We start from the raw sequence: 19489 nt of genomic DNA, 5'->3' as shown, positions 1-19489 counted from the left end.
TTGGAACACGCATTCAGACAATAAGTCCCATAGTCCCTACTCCAACAACAAGAGGAAGGAAGTGAAAGATGCGGAGACTCCTACGGGTGAGCGAGTCAGGTGAGATCCCGCAGGAGAGAAACGACGAGGAAGCTCAGCGCTCGCCCCGAGGAAAGCGAAGCAATCTGGAGATGGAATCCGACTAAGTAAAGAGTGTTTCATATGGAATGAACATAGCTTATCTGAAATACACATTCCAAAAAGCAGGCTACTAAATAGTCCCTAGTCGAAAAACCAAAGGAAGGAAGTGAAAGATGAGAAGACTCCTACGGAACCAGCGAGTCAGGTGAGATCCCGCAGGAGAGAAACGACGAGGAAGTTCAGCGCTCGCCCCGAGGAAAGCGAAGCAATCTGGAACTGGAATCCGACCAAGTAAAAGGGGTTGCAAGTAGAATGAACAAAGCCAATCGAAATCACTCATTCAGAAAAGAAGGGTAATAAATGCTTCCTAGTCGAAAGACCAAAGGATGGAAGTGAAAGATGAGAAGACTCCTACGGGATGAGCGAGACAGGTGAGATCCCGCAGGAGAGAAACGACGAGGAAGCTCAGCGCTCGCCCCGAGGAAAGCGAAGCAATCTGGAGATGGAATCTGACTAAGTAAAGAGTGTTTCATATGGAATGAACATAGCTTATCTGAAATACATATTCCAAAAAGCAGGCTACTAAATAGTCCCTAGTCGAAAAACCAAAGGAAGGCAGTGAAAGATGAGAAGACTCCTACGGAACCAGCGAGCCAGCTGAGATCCCGCAGGAGAGAAACGACGAGGAAGCTCAGCGCTCGCCCCGAGGAAAGCGAAGCGATCTGGAACTGGAATCCGAACTAGTAAAAGGTGTTTCGTGTGGAATGAACATAGCTTATCTGAAATACACATTCCAAAAGGAAGGCTACTCAATAGTTCCTAGTCGAAAGACCAAAGGAAGGCAGTGAAAGATGCGAAGACTCCTACGGGATGAGCGAGACAGGTGAGATCCCGCAGGAGAGAAACGACGAGGAAGCTCAGCGCTCGCCCCGAGGAAAGCGAAGCGATCTGGAGCTGGAATCCGAACTAGTAAAACACTCCTAACAACTACCTTTACAGAGACATTCTCATCCAATAGCGTTCACATAAAACCACATCCAAAATAAGGTGATCTTGTTGTATTCTTGCTTTTTTCCTTTTATACTGAATAGGGTGCACTCCTTTATGCTGAGTTAAGCTGTACAGCATAAAACGAGTTGAAAGGAGAATGAATAGTATGAACGAAGAGCAACGCTTAGAAAACACGCAGGTAAAGTCAGCGGACAAAAAATCCGAAAAAGACTACAGCAAATATTTTCAAACGGTGTATATGCCACCTTCCTTAAAAGATGCGAAAGCACGTGGAAAAGAAACAGTCGCTTATCATAAAGATTTCGCTATTTCAGAAGAATTCCGTGGAATGGGACAAGGTCGTAAGTTCTACATTCGTACATACGGCTGTCAAATGAACGAACATGATACAGAAGTAATGGCAGGGATTTTTCTTGCGCTTGGCTATGAGCCTACAAATACAGTAGAAGATGCTAATGTGATTCTATTAAACACGTGTGCAATTCGCGAAAACGCGGAAAACAAAGTGTTTGGTGAATTAGGTCACTTAAAGCCGTTAAAACAGCGCAACCCTGACGTCTTAATCGGTGTATGTGGCTGTATGTCGCAAGAAGAATCCGTTGTAAACAAAATTCTTCAAAAACATCACCACGTAGACATGATCTTCGGTACGCACAATATCCACCGTCTGCCAAACATCTTGAACGAAGCATACTTATCAAAAGAAATGGTCATTGAAGTATGGTCAAAAGAAGGGGACGTGATTGAAAACCTTCCAAAAGTTCGTAAAGGTGAAATTAAGGCATGGGTGAACATCATGTACGGATGTGATAAATTCTGTACATACTGTATCGTCCCTTATACGCGCGGAAAAGAGCGCAGCCGTCGTCCTGAAGACATCATTCAAGAAGTTCGTCATTTAGCAGCACAAGGCTACAAAGAAATTACCCTTTTAGGTCAAAACGTGAACGCATACGGAAAAGATTTTGAAGATATAAAATATGGACTTGGCGATTTAATGGATGAAATCCGCAAAGTAGACGTGGCGCGCATTCGCTTCACAACGAGTCATCCACGTGACTTCGATGATCACTTAATTGAAGTACTTGCCAAAGGCGGAAACCTTGTCGACCACATCCATCTTCCTGTACAATCAGGTAGCAGTGACGTCTTAAAGATTATGGCGCGTAAATATACACGTGAGCAATACCTAGAGCTTGTTCGTAAAATTAAAGAAGCCATTCCAACAGCGTCACTCACGACAGATATTATCGTTGGATTCCCGAATGAAACGGAAGAACAGTTTGAAGAAACGATTTCTCTTTACAAAGAAGTTGGTTTCGACAGTGCTTACACGTTCATTTATTCTCCGCGTGAGGGAACACCAGCGGCAAAAATGCAAGATAACGTACCGATGGAAGTAAAGAAAGCTCGCTTACAGCGCTTAAATGCAGTGGTAAACGAATTTTCTGCGCAAAAAATGCAGGAGTATGTAGGGCAGGTTGTCGAAGTATTAGTAGAGGGCGAAAGTAAAAACAATCCTGACGTCCTTGCGGGATATACAGCTAAGAGCAAACTTGTTAACTTCAGAGGTCCGAAGTCCGCAACTGGCCAGCTCGTGAAAGTGAAAATTACAGCAGCGAAAACATGGTCATTAAACGGAGAAATGGTAGAAGAGGCTGCAGAGGTGAAATAATAATGACTGTTTATTCAAAAGATGACATCGTAGCACGAGCTCGTGAGCTTGGTAAAATGATGTCAGACACGGAAGAAGTCGATTTCTTTAAGCGTGCAGAAGCACAGCTTAATGGAAACGAAAAAGTAAAAGATACCATTGCGAGAATTAAAAGCTTACAAAAGCAAGCGGTTAATTTTCAGCACTATGGCAAGCACGAAGCGTTGAAAAAAGTGGAAGCACAGATTGATAAGCTTCAAGAAGAGCTTGATGAGCTTCCAATTATTCAGCAGTTTAAAGAATCACAAGTCGTTGTGAACGACTTATTACAGCTTGTAGCAAGTACGATCTCAAAGCAAGTGACTGATGAAATCATTGAGTCAACGGGCGGAGATTTGCTGCAAGGCGATACAGGCTCTAAGATGAAAGCCGATCAAAATAGTGGTATGGGCTGTCATTAAAGAGAAAAAAGAGTGTGTGATTAGAACTCCTAATCATGCACTCTTTTTACTTTTTTGAATAAATTGAAAGGATAATGGCAAATTCTTGGGCATGCGTGCATACAATGAATCATAGCAGCTTTATGTCAGCTAAGCTGTTTTTCAAGACTCATTCAGATAATATTTAACTTCCCTGTGAAGTGATCCTGGAGGAAAACAGCGGATAGTTTTTACAAATAGTTTGCAAGCGAGTGATACAACCTGCATAGGATTAAATGAAGAGAGTTTGAGGAGGGTTTGCGCGCATGTCACAACAACACTATAGAGAAATTATTACGAAAGCAGTAATAGGAAAAGGGCGTAAATTTACGCAATCGTCTCATACGATTACCCCGCCAAATCGGCCGACAAGCATTTTAGGGTGCTGGGTCATTAACCACGAGTATGATGCCAAAAAGGTAGGCAATACGGTTGAGGTTGACGGCACGTATGATATTAACATTTGGTATTCGTATAACGATAACACGAAAACAGAAGTTGTAACGGAGAAGGTGTCGTATCGAGACATTATCAAGCTTCGTTACAAAGATGATGATGCAACAGGTGAGGATTGTGAAGTGATTGTACGCGTTCTTCAACAGCCAAACTGCTTGGAAGCAACCATTTCACCAAATGGAAACCGCGTCATTGTCCAGGTAGAAAGAGAGCTTTTAGCAGAAGTTATTGGAGAAACAAAAGTATGTGTAGCCGTTAATCCAGAAGGATGCATTGATGAAAACGAGTTTGACTTAGACGTCGACGACGATGAGTTTGAGGATTTGAATCCCGACTTTATCTTAGGAGATGAAGAATAAGAGAGAACTAGGAAGAAATTCTTCCTAGTTTTTTTGCGTAAAAAGGAAAATTGTCAGTCATGAACAAATGCGCAAACAATGTTATAATAGTGAAAACAAAGAATGTGAGGAGGCATCGATGAGGTGCCTCCTTGACTATGTCCTAACCTTTAGACAGATACAGGAAATGAAAAAATAGATATTACATGCAAGATGGAGGATGAACATGGCAGGATATACGCCGATGATGCAGCAATATTTACAAATTAAATCAGACTATCAAGATGCTTTTGTGTTTTTTCGATTAGGGGATTTTTATGAAATGTTTTTTGAGGATGCGCTAAAGGCCTCTCAAGAGCTTGAAATTACGCTTACAGGTCGAGAAGGAGGCGGAAATGAACGCATTCCGATGTGTGGTGTTCCGTATCATTCCGCACAAAACTACATTGATCGTCTTGTGGAAAAAGGCTATAAGGTAGCCATTTGTGAACAAGTCGAAGATCCGCGCACGGCAAAAGGAGTCGTAAAGCGTGAAGTGGTGCAAGTCATTTCACCAGGCACGCTTATGGATCAAACGGGTCTTGAAGAAAAGGAAAACAATTTTATTAGCTCTGTGACGAACTTTGAGGATGGTACATACGGATTAGCGTTTACAGATTTATCAACAGGAGAAAGTCACGTGACGCTGATTTCGTCTTGGCAGGAAGTGATCGCAGAGGTCTATGCACGAGAATCAAAGGAAATTGTGATTGATCCTGATTTTTCACTTGAGAAGCTGAACGAAATGCAAGAACGTAGACCTATTACTGTTTCCCATCAGGTGGGCGCGGAGCTTCACGAGGAATATGAGCTACTTGTACAGGATCTACAGCAGGACAAGCTCATTACAACGTTTGCTAGACTTGCCCACTACTTAGGGGGAACGCAAAAACGTTCCCTTGATCATCTGCAGCCTGTGCAGCTTTATCAAATTAATCAATTTATGAAAATTGATTTGTTTTCAAAGCGCAATCTAGAGCTGACGGAAACGATTCGCTCAAAAGGGCGTAAAGGATCGCTTTTATGGTTACTTGACCAAACGGTGACGGCTATGGGTGGTCGTATGCTGAAACAGTGGATTGACCGACCGCTTTTAAGCAAAGAAGCAATTGAAAGCCGCTTGGACATGGTCATGACGTTCATTAATCAGTTCTTTGAACGCGAAGAGCTTCGTGAATTGTTAAAAGAAGTGTATGATCTTGAGCGTCTAGCGGGTCGAGTGGCGTTTGGAAACGTGAATGCAAGAGATTTAATTCAGCTAAAACGTTCTCTAGAGCGCGTTCCTGGAATCGTTGAGGTGGTGAACCGTTTACACCATCCGTATGCTGAAAAGCTAGTGGACCAGATTGATCCGTGTGAACGATTAACGAACCTTCTAGATCGTGGATTAAAAGAAGAAGCACCGATCTCAATTAAAGAAGGAAACATCATGAAAGATGGCTATCACGAGCAGCTTGATGTGTATCGTGACGCAAGTCGTAACGGAAAAACGTGGATTGCCGCTCTTGAAAAGCAGGAGCGTGAACGAACAGGAATTCGTTCATTAAAAGTCGGCTACAACAAAGTATTCGGCTATTATATTGAAGTAACGAAGGCGAATTTACATCTGTTGCCGGAAGGGATGTATGAGCGCAAGCAAACGCTCACGAACGCCGAACGCTACATTACGCCAGATTTAAAGGAAAAGGAAGCACTCATTTTAGAGGCAGAAGAAAAAATTGTGCAGCTTGAGTATGATTTGTTCATTCAGCTTCGTGAGGAAGTTCGTACGTATATTCCACGCTTACAGGCGCTAGCGAAAATTATTAGTGAGCTTGACGTGCTTCAATGCTTTGCGAAAATTAGTGAAGAGCGCCACTATACGCGCCCAAGCTTTTCGGATCAAGGTGAGATTAAACTTACAAACGGACGTCACCCGGTCGTTGAGAAAGTGATGAATTCACAAGAATACGTGCCGAACGATTGTCGTATGTCAGATGATCGCTCTATTCTTCTTATTACAGGGCCAAATATGTCCGGTAAAAGTACGTACATGCGCCAAGTGGCGTTAACATCCATTCTTGCGCAAATTGGCTGTTTCGTCCCAGCAGACGAAGCAACGCTACCGATTTTTGACCAAGTGTTCACGCGTATTGGCGCAGCGGATGATTTAATCTCTGGTCAAAGTACGTTCATGGTCGAGATGCTTGAAACGAAAAATGCCGTTACCAACGCAACGCAGTCAAGCTTAATTTTACTTGACGAAATTGGTCGCGGAACGTCCACGTATGATGGAATGGCGCTAGCACAGGCAATTATTGAGTACATTCATGAGCATATCGGGGCAAAAACGCTGTTTTCGACCCACTATCACGAGATGACGTCGATGGATCAGCATCTGCCAGGGGTGCACAACGTCCACGTTAGCGCAATTGAACAAAGCGGTAAGCTTGTGTTCCTTCATAAAATTAAAGAAGGAGCAGCAGATAAGAGTTATGGTATTCACGTGGCCGAGCTTGCTGACCTTCCGAAACCACTTATTGAACGAGCGCGTGTGATTTTACACGACTTAGAGCAGCCTGAAGTAGCGAAGCCTGTTCTTGCGGTGAAATATGAAGAAGAGCGTCCCGCTGTTGTAAAAGAAGAGCCTGTGAAGGTAGAACAAACAGAAGAGGTCGCGTCTGTCCCATCTTCTGATGATCAGCAGCTATCGTTCTTTACCGATGCAAAGAAAAATGATGGGCCGCTGAAAGGCAAGGAAAAGCAAATTATCGATAAGCTAAAAGGGCTTGATATTTTAGATATGACGCCGCTTGAAGCATTAAATACATTGTATGAGCTGCAAAAAACAATGAAGAAAAAATCGTAAAGAATGTGAGGTGAGTCGATGGGGAAAATTGTCCAGTTAGCCGATGATTTATCAAACAAAATAGCGGCAGGGGAAGTAGTTGAGAGACCTGCCTCTGTCGTGAAGGAACTTGTGGAAAATGCCATCGACGCAAACAGTACGGTTATTGAAGTAGAAGTAGATGAGGGTGGATTGTCCCGCATTCGCGTGTTAGACAACGGAGACGGCATTGAAAATGACGACTGTCTTACAGCGTTCCGTCGTCACGCGACGAGTAAGATTAAAACGGAAAACGACCTGTTCCGCATTCGTACGCTCGGATTTCGAGGAGAGGCACTTCCGAGTATTGCCTCTGTTTCTGAACTGGAGCTGAAGACGAGTACAGGTGAAGGGCCTGGGACTCACTTAAAGCTTAGGGGCGGCGAAATTCTGATTCATGAATATACGTCGAGCCGAAAAGGGACGGATTTGACGATTGAGAATTTATTTTTTAATACGCCCGCTCGCTTAAAGTATATGAAGACGGTCAATACCGAGCTTGGGAACGTGACTGACGTGATGAACCGCCTAGCGCTTGCTCATCCTGACGTTTCCTTTAAGCTTACACATCAAGGAAGACAGCTTCTATACACAAACGGAAAAGGCGACGTACGACAAGTTATGGCTGCGATCTATGGCATGGCCATCGCGAAAAAAATGATTCCGATTTCCATTGAGTCACTCGATTATGAGGTGACAGGATATATTTCATTGCCTGAAGTCACACGTGCGTCTCGTAACTACATGTCGACGATCATTAACGGTCGCTATGTAAAAAATTATGGCCTCGCAAAAGCTATTCAACAAGGCTATCACACGCTGCTACCGATTGGTCGTTATCCGATCGTACTATTAAACATTCAAATGGACCCACTTCTTGTCGATGTGAACGTTCATCCGGCGAAGCTTGAAGTACGTTTAAGTAAAGAGGCGGAGCTATTTGAACTGGTTGAACAAACGATTAAAGCGTCCTTTAAAAAGCAGCGCTTAATTCCAGAGGTGGAGTCGCCGTCTTATTCAGCACCCCGCGTGAAGCCTGTCGATGAGCAGCAGCAATTTTCATTCGATCATCGAAACGAACCACAGCGCTCAGTGATGACAGAGCGTGAGGAGCCCCCTCAAGATCAACGGCTTTTAAAAGAATCAAATGAACGCTTTCAAGCAGAGCAAAACGCCGTGCTTTTTTCACTCGTTGAAGGGGATGAGCAAAGAGATTGGAACGATCAGCCGTTTTCAGCTCCGTCTGTACAAGAGTCTCCTACGCCTGAGCCCGTTGATCCGATTGAGGATGCGATTCGTGATTTTGAAGAAAAAGAAGTGCCAGAGGGGGAGACGCGTGTACCAGCAATGTATCCCGTTGGTCAAATGCACGGAACGTACATTTTTGCGCAAAATGAAAAAGGGCTTTATATGATTGATCAGCATGCGGCACAGGAGCGCATTAAATATGAGTATTTCCGTGACAAGCTTGCGGAAGTTGAAACGGAGGTACAGGAGCTTTTGCTGCCAATCACGCTTGATTTTTCAACGAACGAATGCTTGCTTATTGAGGAATCACGCGAGGAGCTTGCGAGCGTTGGGGTGTTTTTAGAGCAGTTTGGTCAAAATAGCTACATCGTTCGATCGCATCCGCAGTGGTTCCCAAAAGGAGACGAACAAAAAATCATGGAAGAAATGATTGAGCAGGTGCTAAAGCAAAAGAAAATTAGCATCTTAAAGCTTCGAGAAGAAGCGGCCATTATGATGAGCTGTAAAGCGTCCATTAAAGCCAATCATCATCTGCGCAATGATGAGATATTCGTTCTTTTAGAAACATTACGTAAAACAAGTGATCCTTTTACATGTCCACACGGACGTCCGATCATTATTCACTACTCGACGTACGAGATGGAGAAGATGTTTAAGCGGATTATGTAGAGGTTATAGAACGTACAAAAAAGGGAAAGACACATGTGTCTTTCTCTTTTTTTATGCATACACATCGTTATTTTTCGATCGTTAAGAATTGTTAAGATTATTCCTCATGATCTCTTAAGATTTTCCCCATAATATAAAAACCAACAACTTACCTATAGGTGAAGGGAGTACGGACAATGAGTGCTGCTAAACATACGATATCAACGATTATATCTGTTCTTTTTATGGGAGGAGTCATTACGTTAACAAGTGGATTTATTTACATCCTAAATCTGCTAAAAGAGATAGTTGCTCCGTAAGTAATTCGTAAAATGATTTTCCCTTCGGAAAATTTCGAAAAAGGTAAAGTGAACATTCGTATGATATTTGATATAAATCACAAATAAAAATGAATCGTATTTTACAATGAGAGGACACAACAAGATCTACTGAAGGTGGAGGCAGCCTGACTAAAAAATTTATCAGAGACAAGAAGGTTAGTTTATTTATTTTAATTTTAGGAAACTTCCTGTACTTAATTAGTGAAACCTATCATGGATATGGAATTTAAACCACTAATTTCCATTATACTGTGCTAAAATAAAGCTAGCATGCAAGAATAGGAAGTGAAAAGAGATGAACGAAGCGGCAACACAGTATTGGGACGACTATTGGAAAGTAAGAGGTAAATCCAAACCCTCTAGCGTAAACGCTTGGCAATTTGGAAGCGATCCTAATTACTTGGCTCAGCTTGTCATTGACGGATTAAAAACGGCTACGTGCTCAGGGGTTGTTTTTTATGAGCACGAACAAGAGCCGTTGCCATGCGTGGGAAATTACAACATTGTGTTGAACAGTGAGGACAATCCCGTAGCAATTATTCAAACTGTTGATGTTCAGGTTTTACCTATGAACGAGGTGTCAGAGGAGTTCGCTATTGCGGAAGGAGAGGGCGATCGAACCTATCGTTATTGGTGGGATGAACACGAACGTTTTTTCAAAAAAGAACTCGCACGCCTGAAGCTTCCATACACAGAGGATATGATGCTCGTCTGTGAACGATTTACGTTAATAGATGTAAAATGATAGCCTATGCTTGGACATTGTCTGGGTATAGGTTTTTTCTAGTTTAGAGGTGGGATACTCATTCAAGTAACCGCAAGTATTTATTTGTTTTAATTTTTTGAATATATTTACTATTATGTTAAAATGAAAGCGTATAAAAGAGATGGGGGGATTATGAATGGTTACCTTTAATAAACCAGGCGTTGAACAGTTTTTTCAAACGATTGCAGTGACGAATTTTACGGTAAGTCCAGATGAAAAACAGCTGATTATGAATACAAACTTAAACGGGCAATTTAATCTTTGGGGGATGGATTTACCAAATGCGTTTCCGTATCCGCTAACGTCAAAAAATCAAAGTGCTGAGGCGTTGTCCTACGCAAAAACGGGCGAATTTGTGGTGACGGCATTTGATCATGACGGAGATGAAAATACGCAGCTTTACGCTCTTTCTCCCAGTGGTGGAGAGCTTGTCCCGCTCCGAACTAAGGAAGGAGAACGTTTTTTCTTCAGTCATTTAACGGAAGATGGAAAACGACTTTATTATTCTACAACGGACGGCAACCCTACATATTTGAATAGTTTTGTGTACGATCTTGAAACAGAAGAAGAAACGCTTCTGTTTGAAGGCGCAGGTGCCTCGACTTTTTTAGCAGGAGTGAGCCCTGACGAAGCCTCAATTATTTTACTAAAAAGCTTTGGAAATACCCATTCACTTGCATATGTGCAGCACGGAGGGGAGCGTTTCCTATTAACCCCTGAAACAACGGATCAGCACACGACAACAGACGTTGTGTACACGTCTGAAACAGATATTTACTTTTTAACAAACTATCAATCCGATTTAACGTATCTCGCAAAATTTGATCTAAACACCCAATCATTTCAAAAGGTGTTAGAGGTGGAGAATGAAGATTTCTCAAGCCTTTCTTTCTCAAAGCATGATCATACGCTCTATTTGCTGGGATCGTACGGAGTTGAAGATCGATTGTATCAATATGATTTAGAAAGCGGAGCGCATAAAAATCTCTCTATCCCAACAAGCGTTGTCGAGAAGCTTCTTGTGATGCCAAGTGGTCATCTCTATGCACAAGGCCGATCCGCAACGAAGCCAAATAACATCTTCGTTTCAAAGAACCAAGGGAAATCTTGGGAAGAACTAACGAATTTACGCGTACCGGGCGTTCGTGAAGAAGATCTTGTAGAGCCAGAGGTCGTCACATATCCATCTTATGACGGCTTGAATATTGAAGCACTCTTTTTTAAGGCCAAGCAAGAAAATGATAACGGACATGTCATTTTGTGGCCACATGGTGGGCCGCAGTCGTTAGAGCGTAAATGGTTCCGTTCAATGTTTCAAGTGCTTTTAAACCGAGGCTACTCTATTTTTGCGCCAAACTTCCGCGGTTCTTCCAATTATGGGCTAAAATTTATGAAAATGGTTGAAGGTGATTGGGGACATGGTCCACGCCTTGATAACATTGAAGGCTTAGAATGGATCATTGGAAATGGATACGCAGACCGAGAGAAGATTTTGCTGTTAGGTGGTAGCTATGGTGGGTACATGGCGCTTTTATTACACGGACGTCACGCTGACTATTTCAAAGCAGTCATTGATATTTTCGGCCCAAGCAATCTGTTTTCATTTATCGACTCGGTTCCAGAATTCTGGAAGCCATATATGAACCAGTGGGTAGGTGACCCTGTTAAAGACAAGGAACGCCTAACGAAAGACTCACCGATTACGTATTTAGACGGGATGACAAAGCCGATGGCCGTCGTACAAGGAGCGAACGATCCTCGCGTTGTTAAACAAGAGTCTGATCAAATCGTCGAAGCACTCCGAGCAAAAGGCCGTGACGTTGATTATCTAGTGTTTGAAGACGAAGGGCATGGGTTCTCGAAGAAGGAAAATGAAATTGCAGCCTATAAAAAGCTGATTGAGTTTTTTGATCAAAACCTATAAAAGAACAGCCAGCCTTGCTAACGAGGCTGGCTGTTTTCGAAGGGAGAGCGTGAAATGAAGACAATTGGACTGATTGGAGGCATGAGCTGGGAATCTTCTCTTGCTTATTATCAAACAATAAACGAGGAAGTCAAAAAGCGATTAGGTGGGCTACATTCAGCGAAGTGTATATTGCACAGCGTAGATTTTGCGGAAGTAGAGAGATTTCAAAGAGAAGGAGAGTGGGAGAAAGCGGGTGTGATATTAGGGGAAGTAGCACAGTCGCTTGAAAAGGGCCGAGCAGATTTTATTTTGCTTTGTACGAATACGATGCACAAAGTCATTCATCACATTGAAGACGCTGTTAACATTCCCGTGCTGCACATTGCAGATGCGACGGCTAACGAAATTCGAGGAGAAGGGTTAAGTAAAGTTGGTCTTCTCGGAACCACCTATACGATGGAACAGGATTTTTATAGGAAGCGATTAAATGCTCATGGCATCGATGTAATTGTGCCTCCTTCACCCCAGCGTAAAGCCATTAACCGGATTATTTACGAGGAGCTTTGCTTAGGTGTCATCCAACCTTCATCGAAACAGCAGTATGAGCTTGTTATTCAAGAGCTCGTTGATCAAGGAGCAGAAGGAATCGTATTAGGGTGTACCGAAATTGGCTTGCTCATTAAGCAGGAAGACATAGCAATTCCTCTATTTGATACGGCTTTGATTCATGCCGTTGAGGCAGTAAAAGAAGCGCTAAACGCAAACGAACGGGCATAAAAAATGTGGCTCCTAAAAGAGCCACATTTTTTATATTAATAGCTTCGACGTGAATAACTCGCTTTCGGTTTAGAAGAAGCGGGTTTTCCCATCTTTCGCTTCATGACTTCAAAGAGATAAGGCTGACCAGATGGATTTTTCTTTTGCAATAAATCAAGCGTTGCCTGCACGTCGTCAAGCGCACGATGAGCATGCTCACGGCTAATATTGTGTCCGTCTAATAAAGTCGTTAATTTTTTATTGAAAAATCCGTATTCCTTCCACTTTACAGACCGCATCGAGCAGTGCCAAGGCTTGTCCGCAAGCTCTGGATAGCGCTGAATGAGAAAACTTCTGTCGAACGAAGCGTTGTGAGCGATAATACCTGAAGCGGATCGGAAAATATCTCGTATTTTATCATCATCAAGGTGTTGATTGTGAACCATTTCATTTGTAATACCGGTTAGTCTTGTAATATGTGAGTTGATCGGTGCACTAGGCATCTGAAACCCACAATATTCATCGATAACTTGAAATACTTCTCCTGTGTTTGGGTCGTAGGAGAAGAGGATGGCGGCTAATTCAATGATGTCAGAACTATAAGCGCTTAAGCCGGTGGTTTCTACATCGACAATGGCTGCATATTTTCGGTCATTTGTCACAAAGCAACTCCCTTTCTTTCTCTCTCTAGTGAACTTTCTCCTTATAAAATAACATTCTTTTCAAGCTTACCATAGGTACGATCGAATGCACCACTCTTTCTCATCGACAAAGAGAACATACAATAGTACGAAAACACGTATGAGAGTAGGTTTTTGATTGAAAATTACTGAAAGAAATGATAGGTTTAAACAGGTTACCATTACCCAATAAATTTTTGAATATGACACCGATGAAAATTGCTTCTTTACGAAAAAGCTAGTGTACAGGCAGTTCCTTAAAAAATGTTGTACCCTCTTTTTATCAAAAGCAGCAGCGCATCCTAGAAAGCAGGAGGGGATTAGATGTTTAAAAAGATGCTGCGGTCCTATGATTATGCATTTATAATAGCCGTTTTACTATTATGCTGTTTTGGGCTTGTCATGGTATACAGCTCAAGTATGGTCGTAGCCGTTTCAGTCTATGGAAAGGCAAGTGATTTCTTTTATCAAAAGCAAAAGATTTTTTTAATCCTATCAGTAGTGGTCTTTTTTATCTTTGCTTTTTTTCCATACAAAGTCTATGCACACAAACGATTTCAGATGACCGTTATGCTTGGGGTAATCGGAAGTCTGATCTTAATTCTCATTTTCGGTCACGCTGCCAATAATGCACAGAGTTGGTTCCGTATTGGTCCGATAGCCGTGCAACCCGCTGAGTTCGCGAAACTAGGCGTTATTATGTATATGGCCGCGATGCTTGCGAGAAAGCAGCAGTATATTAATGAAGTGAAAAAGTCCATCACGAAGCCTGTTGGAATGCTCGTCATTATTATCTTTTTGATTATGATGCAGCCAGACTATGGATCGGCGATGATTATTATCGCCATTGCGATGACGATCATTTTTTCATCAGGATTATCGTTTAAAACGATTGCGAAGCTTTCACTGCTAGGGCTGATAATGATAGGGATTATATTAGGAATTCTACAGATTACCGGAAATATGGATCTGTTATTATCAAAAGGTCGATTGTCTCGTTTTACAGGATTTATGCATCCATTTGATGATGTACAGCACTCAGGCTATCAGCTCGTTAACTCCTTCATCGCCATTGCGCAAGGAGGAATGAAAGGGCTAGGTCTTGGTCACAGCATTCAAAAAACGGGTTACCTTCCGGAGCCCCATACTGATTTTATTAGTGCGATTATTTCCGAAGAACTTGGAACTGTAGGGGTATGTATCTTTTTATTCCTTTTATTCTTTATCGTTGCCAAAGGTCTTCGAATTGCTCAGCGCTGTCCAGATGCATTTGGTAGTTTACTAGCGATTGGAATTTCATCAATGATTGGGATTCAGACGGTGATTAATCTAGGAGCCGCTATTGGGTTACTCCCGATTACAGGAGTTACGCTTCCGTTCATTAGTTACGGAGGATCGTCGTTAATCTTACTGATGCTGTCCGTAGGCGTACTTGCTAATATTTCTATGGTTTCAAATATGAAGCGCAAATACGCGGCTGATATTGCGAGCTTGAAGAACAACTAAGTAGCTAACAAACAAGAGTGAATGATAAATCAAAACCATTTTAGATGAATAAATACATAGAAACGGGACAAACTGAGTAGATGTACCGAGCTATGTAAAAGCGAAAGTAGTGTTGAGAAGTGGGAGAGAAACAAAAACTAGTCGTACTAATAGGACCTACAGCAGTAGGGAAAACAAATTTGAGTATCTCGTTAGCAGAAGCGCTGAACGGAGAAATTATTTCGGGCGACTCGATGCAAATTTATCGTCAAATGGATATTGGTACAGCAAAAATTAAACGCGAAGAAATGAAGGGAATTACCCATCATTTATTAGATATTAAAGATCCTGATGAAGCATTCTCCGTGGCTGATTTTCAAACCATTGTAAGAGAGAAAATTAGCGAGATTGCGAGTAGAGGAAAAGTTCCGATGATTGTAGGCGGAACAGGATTGTATATTCAATCAGTGATTTATGACTATCAATTTGCTGAGAAGGAAGAAAATAGGGAAATAAAGCAACGTTTGGAAGCCCTTTTAGATGAAAAAGGAATTGAATATCTGTATAATAAGCTCAAAGAAGTAGATCCAGCTAGCGCCGAGCGTATTCATATCAACAATCATCGTCGCGTGATGCGTGCGCTTGAAGTATATGAAGCGACCGGAAAGCCATTTAGTGATAACGTAAGCGAGCAGTCGTATGAGCTGCTGTATGACGTTACGTTAATCGGCTTAACGATGGACCGCGATAAACTATACGAGCGCATTAACATGCGAGTAGATATGATGGTTGACGAAGGGTTGCTAGATGAGGTGAAGCGTCTTTATGATGGGGGCATCCGAGATGTCCAATCCATTCAAGCGATTGGGTACAAAGAAATCTATGAGTACCTAGATGGCCACGTCACGCTTGAGAAAGCTGTTGAACAGCTAAAGCAGAATTCGCGTCGCTACGCGAAGCGTCAGCTTACGTGGTTCCGCAATAAAATGACCGTTACGTGGTTTGATGTAACAGGTGCATCACAGCGGGAACTGTTCGACGAAATTTTTACATATGTGGCAGGAAAGCTTGAACAAGAAGCGAATAACTAGTACTAGAGAGAAATGAGGAGGCCGAATAATGAAACAATCGATTAACATTCAAGATCAGTTTTTGAACCAACTTCGTAAAGATAACGTATACGTAACGGTATACCTACTAAATGGTTTTCAATTAAGAGGCTTAGTAAAAGGCTTTGATAACTTTACGGTATTAGTTGAATCAGAAGGCAAGCAGCAGCTTATCTACAAGCATGCGATTTCAACGTTCATCCCAAATAAAAACGTGAACGTTGACTTAGAATAGAGTGGTAAAATCCCGTACATGGCGTACGGGATTTTTTTTATGCCTAAGCGAGATGTTTTCGTCTTTTTCTTGAGAAGACAACATACACTTTTATGTATAAGAAGGGTACATTTGTTTCTTATAAAAAGCATCGGATACCGAAAATAGACAAGAGGTGATCGACCTTGGATCAACCCATGACTTTAAAGAACAACGGACAAATCAATATCATACTGAATAATGAGCCCGTAAAACCAAAGCCAAAGAAATTTTCCACCACGATTCCAAACCCGGTTGTACAGCCGAAACCGGTCATTCATCACCAGCCATTAAAGGAAATTGAAGCGGAATTAAAATCGCTCGTTGGGATGGATGATCTCAAGAAAATTATAAAAGAAGTGTATGCATGGCTCTATGTAAATAAAAAACGAGAAGAGCAAGGACTAAAAGCAGGCAAACAGTCGCTGCATATGATGTTTAAAGGAAATCCAGGGACCGGGAAAACAACCGTTGCGCGTCTGATTGGAAAGCTATTTCACAGTATGAACGTATTATCAAAAGGACATCTTATCGAAGCAGAACGAGCGGATTTGGTCGGTGAATATATCGGTCATACCGCACAAAAAACAAGAGATCTGATTAAAAAGGCAATGGGCGGTATTTTGTTCATTGATGAGGCGTATTCTCTCTCAAGAGGGGGAGAAAAGGATTTCGGAAAAGAGGCAATTGATACACTTGTAAATCATATGGAAGCGAAGCGAGAGGATTTCGTGCTGATCTTAGCGGGGTATTCAAAAGAAATGGAGAATTTCCTCACGTTAAATCCAGGTCTTCGCTCACGATTTCCCTTTGTGATTGATTTTCCAGATTATGAGGTGGAGGAGCTACTAGAGATTGCAGAGCAAATGATTGCGGAGCGAGAATACCACTTGAGTAAGGACGCGTATTACAAGCTGAAGGAGCATTTTCTCGATATCAAATACAACCGCTCCTTAAAAGACTTTAGTAACGGTCGATACGTGCGAAATGTCGTTGAGAAATCAGTTCGTGCACAGGCGATGCGGTTATTAATGGAGGATCGCTATCAGCGGGAGGAATTATTGACGCTGACCATGGAAGACATTTCATTTTCATAAGAACGAACTAAGCTCTTCGTTTAGGCGGAGAGTTTTTCTTGTTTTGTTAAAGTACAGTTTAACCCTTGGAGTGCGAAAAAAGGCAACTTAACAGGTAGGTTTAAGTAGAAAAAGAATGGGTAAACATCAATCATGAGCAAAAAGAGATAAGAAAAACCGTATGTTTACAGACTTCCAGAGGAGTAGAAAAAGAAATAAAAATTTCTTTTGAAAAATCCTTGCGTTCAAGTTTACTTGAGGGATTAGTCTATTGGTGTAGCAAATAAATACACGAAAACGACGGAGCAGCTTCCGTTATTTTCGAAAAAGAAAGTAACAATGATGAATATGTCTAATACAAAAGATAAAGTAGTGATTATTACAGGTGCTTCTAGTGGAATTGAAGAAGCAACAGCAAAAAATCTAGCTGAAAAAGGTGCAAAACTTGTTTTAGCAGCACGCCGTGAGGATCGTTTAAAATCCCTGCAAGAAGAAATTACAAAGAATGGTGGACAAGCCATCTACAAAGTAGTAGATGTAACATCACATTCTCAAATGGAAGAGCTGGCGCAAGCGGCACTCGACGAATTTGGCCGTATCGATGTACTAGTAAACAACGCAGGGCTTATGCCATTATCATTACTACGTAACCAAAAAGTAGATGAGTGGAACACAATGATCGACGTAAACATCAAAGGTGTATTATACGGGATCTCTGCTGTTCTTCCAACGATGAGAGAACAAAAATCAGGTCACGTCATTAACCTTTCATCTGTTGCAGGTCATGCAGTTGGTGCTGGAAGTGCGGTATATAGCGCAACTAAATTTGCGGTAAAAGCCATCACTGAAGGTCTTCGTTTAGAAGAATCTGCAGGCGGCAGCAACATCCGTGCGACAAACATCTCACCAGGTGCTATTGCAACTGATTTAAAAGAAACGATTACAGATACAGATTTAAAATCAGGCATCGATGAGTTCTACAAAGGAGCGATCGAGGTAGAAAGCATTGCACGTGCCATTGCGTTTGCAATTGACGAGCCTGGCGATATCGCAGTGAACGAACTAATCGTTCGTCCTGTTCACCAAGAATGGTAAGAAGAACATGACGCATAAAAAGCTGTCCTTTTCAGAAGTCCACTGAAAAACTTTGGATTTTTTAGATGATCAGTAGAACGTAAGACAAAAAAGCTAGATCCATTCCGTTTTTTTGGAATGGATCTAGCTTTTTCTTTATTTTAAAGGAAAAAACAGCCAAGTTCCTTTTGAAATGGAAATTTGGCCCTTACGTCTGATGCAGTCGCTCTAGGTTGTTTGGAACGGAAGGTGCGAGACTCCTGCGGGATTAGCGTGACAGGTGAGACCCCGCAGAGGAGCGAGGAGGCTCACCGCACGCCCCGCGGAAAGCGAAGCGACCTGGAGTGGAGATCAACCGACTCCATTATGAACGCAACCCTCTAAGGACTTTTTCGTTGCCCTCCTTTTCATGGCAGCTTTTTTCTTTTTACAATGATTTAATTGGCAAACGCCAGTGATACATATACGAACAAACGCGTAGCACCACAATTCCGAAGAATAGCGTATAGAGTTCAAGAGGTGAGACGATTACTTTGAAGCCGATTAGAAGACCGGCAACAATTGCCCATACGGCATAGATTTCGTCTTTTAATACGGTTGGCTTTCGTCCTGCAAGGACATCACGGAGCATTCCACCGCCGCTCCCTGTGAGAACAGCTGCGACAATGACAGCGCTGAGCGGATGATCCATTTTGACCGCGTAGAGCGCGCCTTGAATGGCAAACGCGGACAAACCGATAGCATCAAAGAAATTCCCCCAACGCTTCCAGTGACGAAGCAGGTTATGTGGAAACACGAACACCGCCGTCATCGCTAAAAAAGCGATATAGAAGAGAATGCTTTGGTCCCACAGTGCGGATACAGGAACCCCGATTAACAGGTTTCGAATGGCACCACCACCAAACGCCGTGACGATTCCTAATATGTAAACGCCTAAAATATCGTATTTTTCTTCCATTCCAATAATGGCCCCGCTTATCGCAAAGGCAATGGTTCCAATGATGCTTAATACTTCCCATGTCATCGCTGCATTTCCTCTTTCGTCAATAATTTACAATCCTATCCTATTGTAGGAAGGGAGCGGAGAAATTTCAATCCTTTTTTTAAACTTTCACATAAAAGATGAAATGTTGTAAGAAAGCGCTATCTTGCTAGAGATATGAACGGTTTTCTGTTAGAATAAG

At 42.2% G+C, this 19489-nt stretch carries 17 protein-coding genes; 15 read left to right on the top strand and 2 right to left on the bottom strand.

The annotated features are described in order from the left end of the window. Positions 1-1276: 1276 nt before the first annotated feature. The 9 genes from miaB to AMD01_RS11860 all read left to right on the top strand — a co-directional run bounded on the left by miaB (position 1277) and on the right by AMD01_RS11860 (position 12649). The gene (gene miaB / locus AMD01_RS11895; protein ID WP_053401618.1) at positions 1277-2806 is read left to right on the top strand and encodes a tRNA (N6-isopentenyl adenosine(37)-C2)-methylthiotransferase MiaB; all 1530 of its coding nucleotides are present in this window, start codon (positions 1277-1279) and stop codon (positions 2804-2806) included. Between the two features lie 2 nt (positions 2807-2808). Beyond that, the gene (gene ricA, locus AMD01_RS11890; RefSeq protein ID WP_053401617.1) at positions 2809-3246 is read left to right on the top strand and encodes a regulatory iron-sulfur-containing complex subunit RicA; all 438 of its coding nucleotides are present in this window, start codon (positions 2809-2811) and stop codon (positions 3244-3246) included. Between the two features lie 284 nt (positions 3247-3530). Then, positions 3531-4079 carry an outer spore coat protein CotE gene (locus AMD01_RS11885; protein WP_053401616.1) on the top strand — a complete coding sequence of 183 codons (549 nt, stop codon included), beginning with the start codon at positions 3531-3533 and terminating at the stop codon, positions 4077-4079. Between the two features lie 205 nt (positions 4080-4284). Beyond that, on the top strand, positions 4285-6945 hold the full coding sequence (gene mutS, locus AMD01_RS11880; RefSeq protein ID WP_053401615.1) for a DNA mismatch repair protein MutS: 2661 nt from the start codon (positions 4285-4287) through the stop codon (positions 6943-6945). A gap of 18 nt (positions 6946-6963) precedes the next feature. Beyond that, positions 6964-8880: a DNA mismatch repair endonuclease MutL gene (mutL, locus tag AMD01_RS11875; RefSeq protein ID WP_053401614.1), complete on the top strand. Its 1917-nt coding sequence runs from the start codon at positions 6964-6966 to the stop codon at positions 8878-8880. A gap of 176 nt (positions 8881-9056) precedes the next feature. Next, positions 9057-9179, top strand: a complete 123-nt coding sequence (locus AMD01_RS24940) for a hypothetical protein (protein WP_281176871.1) — start codon at positions 9057-9059, stop codon at positions 9177-9179. Positions 9180-9495: 316 nt separating this feature from the next. Beyond that, positions 9496-9945, top strand: coding sequence for an ASCH domain-containing protein (locus AMD01_RS11870; protein WP_053401613.1), 450 nt, complete (start codon positions 9496-9498; stop codon positions 9943-9945). Between the two features lie 157 nt (positions 9946-10102). Next, on the top strand, positions 10103-11890 hold the full coding sequence (locus AMD01_RS11865; protein WP_053401612.1) for a S9 family peptidase: 1788 nt from the start codon (positions 10103-10105) through the stop codon (positions 11888-11890). Positions 11891-11944: 54 nt separating this feature from the next. Continuing rightward, a complete protein-coding gene (locus AMD01_RS11860) occupies positions 11945-12649 on the top strand; it encodes an aspartate/glutamate racemase family protein (RefSeq protein WP_053401611.1) in 705 nt (234 codons plus the stop codon). A gap of 35 nt (positions 12650-12684) precedes the next feature. Here the strand turns inward: AMD01_RS11860 and AMD01_RS11855 are convergent, their stop codons facing one another. Then, positions 12685-13290: an exonuclease domain-containing protein gene (locus AMD01_RS11855; RefSeq protein ID WP_053401610.1), complete on the bottom strand. Its 606-nt coding sequence runs from the start codon at positions 13288-13290 to the stop codon at positions 12685-12687. Positions 13291-13632: 342 nt separating this feature from the next. Between AMD01_RS11855 and AMD01_RS11850 the strand changes: the two genes are divergently transcribed. From AMD01_RS11850 to AMD01_RS24135, 6 genes are all read left to right on the top strand, one after another. Then, positions 13633-14814: an FtsW/RodA/SpoVE family cell cycle protein gene (locus tag AMD01_RS11850; protein ID WP_053401609.1), complete on the top strand. Its 1182-nt coding sequence runs from the start codon at positions 13633-13635 to the stop codon at positions 14812-14814. A gap of 119 nt (positions 14815-14933) precedes the next feature. Continuing rightward, on the top strand, positions 14934-15884 hold the full coding sequence (miaA, locus tag AMD01_RS11845) for a tRNA (adenosine(37)-N6)-dimethylallyltransferase MiaA (RefSeq protein ID WP_053401608.1): 951 nt from the start codon (positions 14934-14936) through the stop codon (positions 15882-15884). Positions 15885-15912: 28 nt separating this feature from the next. Next, on the top strand, positions 15913-16137 hold the full coding sequence (gene hfq, locus AMD01_RS11840; RefSeq protein ID WP_053401607.1) for an RNA chaperone Hfq: 225 nt from the start codon (positions 15913-15915) through the stop codon (positions 16135-16137). Positions 16138-16301: 164 nt separating this feature from the next. Beyond that, positions 16302-17252 carry a stage V sporulation protein K gene (gene spoVK / locus AMD01_RS11835; protein ID WP_053401606.1) on the top strand — a complete coding sequence of 317 codons (951 nt, stop codon included), beginning with the start codon at positions 16302-16304 and terminating at the stop codon, positions 17250-17252. 327 nt (positions 17253-17579) lie between these two features. Further along, complete coding sequence (locus AMD01_RS11830; protein ID WP_053401771.1) at positions 17580-18326, top strand: SDR family oxidoreductase; 747 nt, start codon at positions 17580-17582, stop codon at positions 18324-18326. 180 nt (positions 18327-18506) lie between these two features. Beyond that, positions 18507-18689, top strand: a complete 183-nt coding sequence (locus AMD01_RS24135; RefSeq protein ID WP_157052714.1) for a hypothetical protein — start codon at positions 18507-18509, stop codon at positions 18687-18689. Positions 18690-18732: 43 nt separating this feature from the next. Here AMD01_RS24135 and AMD01_RS11825 read toward each other — a convergent pair whose 3' ends face one another. Further along, positions 18733-19329 carry a trimeric intracellular cation channel family protein gene (locus AMD01_RS11825; RefSeq protein WP_053401605.1) on the bottom strand — a complete coding sequence of 199 codons (597 nt, stop codon included), beginning with the start codon at positions 19327-19329 and terminating at the stop codon, positions 18733-18735. Positions 19330-19489 lie beyond the last annotated feature (160 nt).

The sequence above is a fragment of the Priestia koreensis genome (assembly GCF_001274935.1).
In the GTDB taxonomy this organism is placed as follows: domain Bacteria; phylum Bacillota; class Bacilli; order Bacillales; family Bacillaceae_H; genus Bacillus_AG; species Bacillus_AG koreensis.
Note: the sequence above shows the minus strand (reverse complement) of the source record. Positions and strands in the feature narration are given on the sequence as shown.

Excerpts from the sequence above, each read along its gene's own strand:
- AMD01_RS11830 (WP_053401771.1), top strand. The coding sequence starts at position 17,580 with ATGTCTAATACAAAAGATAAAGTAGTGATTATTACAGGTGCTTCTAGT.
- mutL (WP_053401614.1), top strand. The coding sequence starts at position 6,964 with ATGGGGAAAATTGTCCAGTTAGCCGATGATTTATCAAACAAAATAGCG.
- miaB (WP_053401618.1), top strand. The coding sequence starts at position 1,277 with ATGAACGAAGAGCAACGCTTAGAAAACACGCAGGTAAAGTCAGCGGAC.
- AMD01_RS11870 (WP_053401613.1), top strand. The coding sequence starts at position 9,496 with ATGAACGAAGCGGCAACACAGTATTGGGACGACTATTGGAAAGTAAGA.
- ricA (WP_053401617.1), top strand. The coding sequence starts at position 2,809 with ATGACTGTTTATTCAAAAGATGACATCGTAGCACGAGCTCGTGAGCTT.
- AMD01_RS11825 (WP_053401605.1), bottom strand. The coding sequence starts at position 19,329 with ATGACATGGGAAGTATTAAGCATCATTGGAACCATTGCCTTTGCGATA.
- AMD01_RS11885 (WP_053401616.1), top strand. The coding sequence starts at position 3,531 with ATGTCACAACAACACTATAGAGAAATTATTACGAAAGCAGTAATAGGA.
- AMD01_RS11860 (WP_053401611.1), top strand. The coding sequence starts at position 11,945 with ATGAAGACAATTGGACTGATTGGAGGCATGAGCTGGGAATCTTCTCTT.
- hfq (WP_053401607.1), top strand. The coding sequence starts at position 15,913 with ATGAAACAATCGATTAACATTCAAGATCAGTTTTTGAACCAACTTCGT.
- AMD01_RS24940 (WP_281176871.1), top strand. The coding sequence starts at position 9,057 with ATGAGTGCTGCTAAACATACGATATCAACGATTATATCTGTTCTTTTT.
- mutS (WP_053401615.1), top strand. The coding sequence starts at position 4,285 with ATGGCAGGATATACGCCGATGATGCAGCAATATTTACAAATTAAATCA.
- AMD01_RS11850 (WP_053401609.1), top strand. The coding sequence starts at position 13,633 with ATGTTTAAAAAGATGCTGCGGTCCTATGATTATGCATTTATAATAGCC.
- AMD01_RS11865 (WP_053401612.1), top strand. The coding sequence starts at position 10,103 with ATGGTTACCTTTAATAAACCAGGCGTTGAACAGTTTTTTCAAACGATT.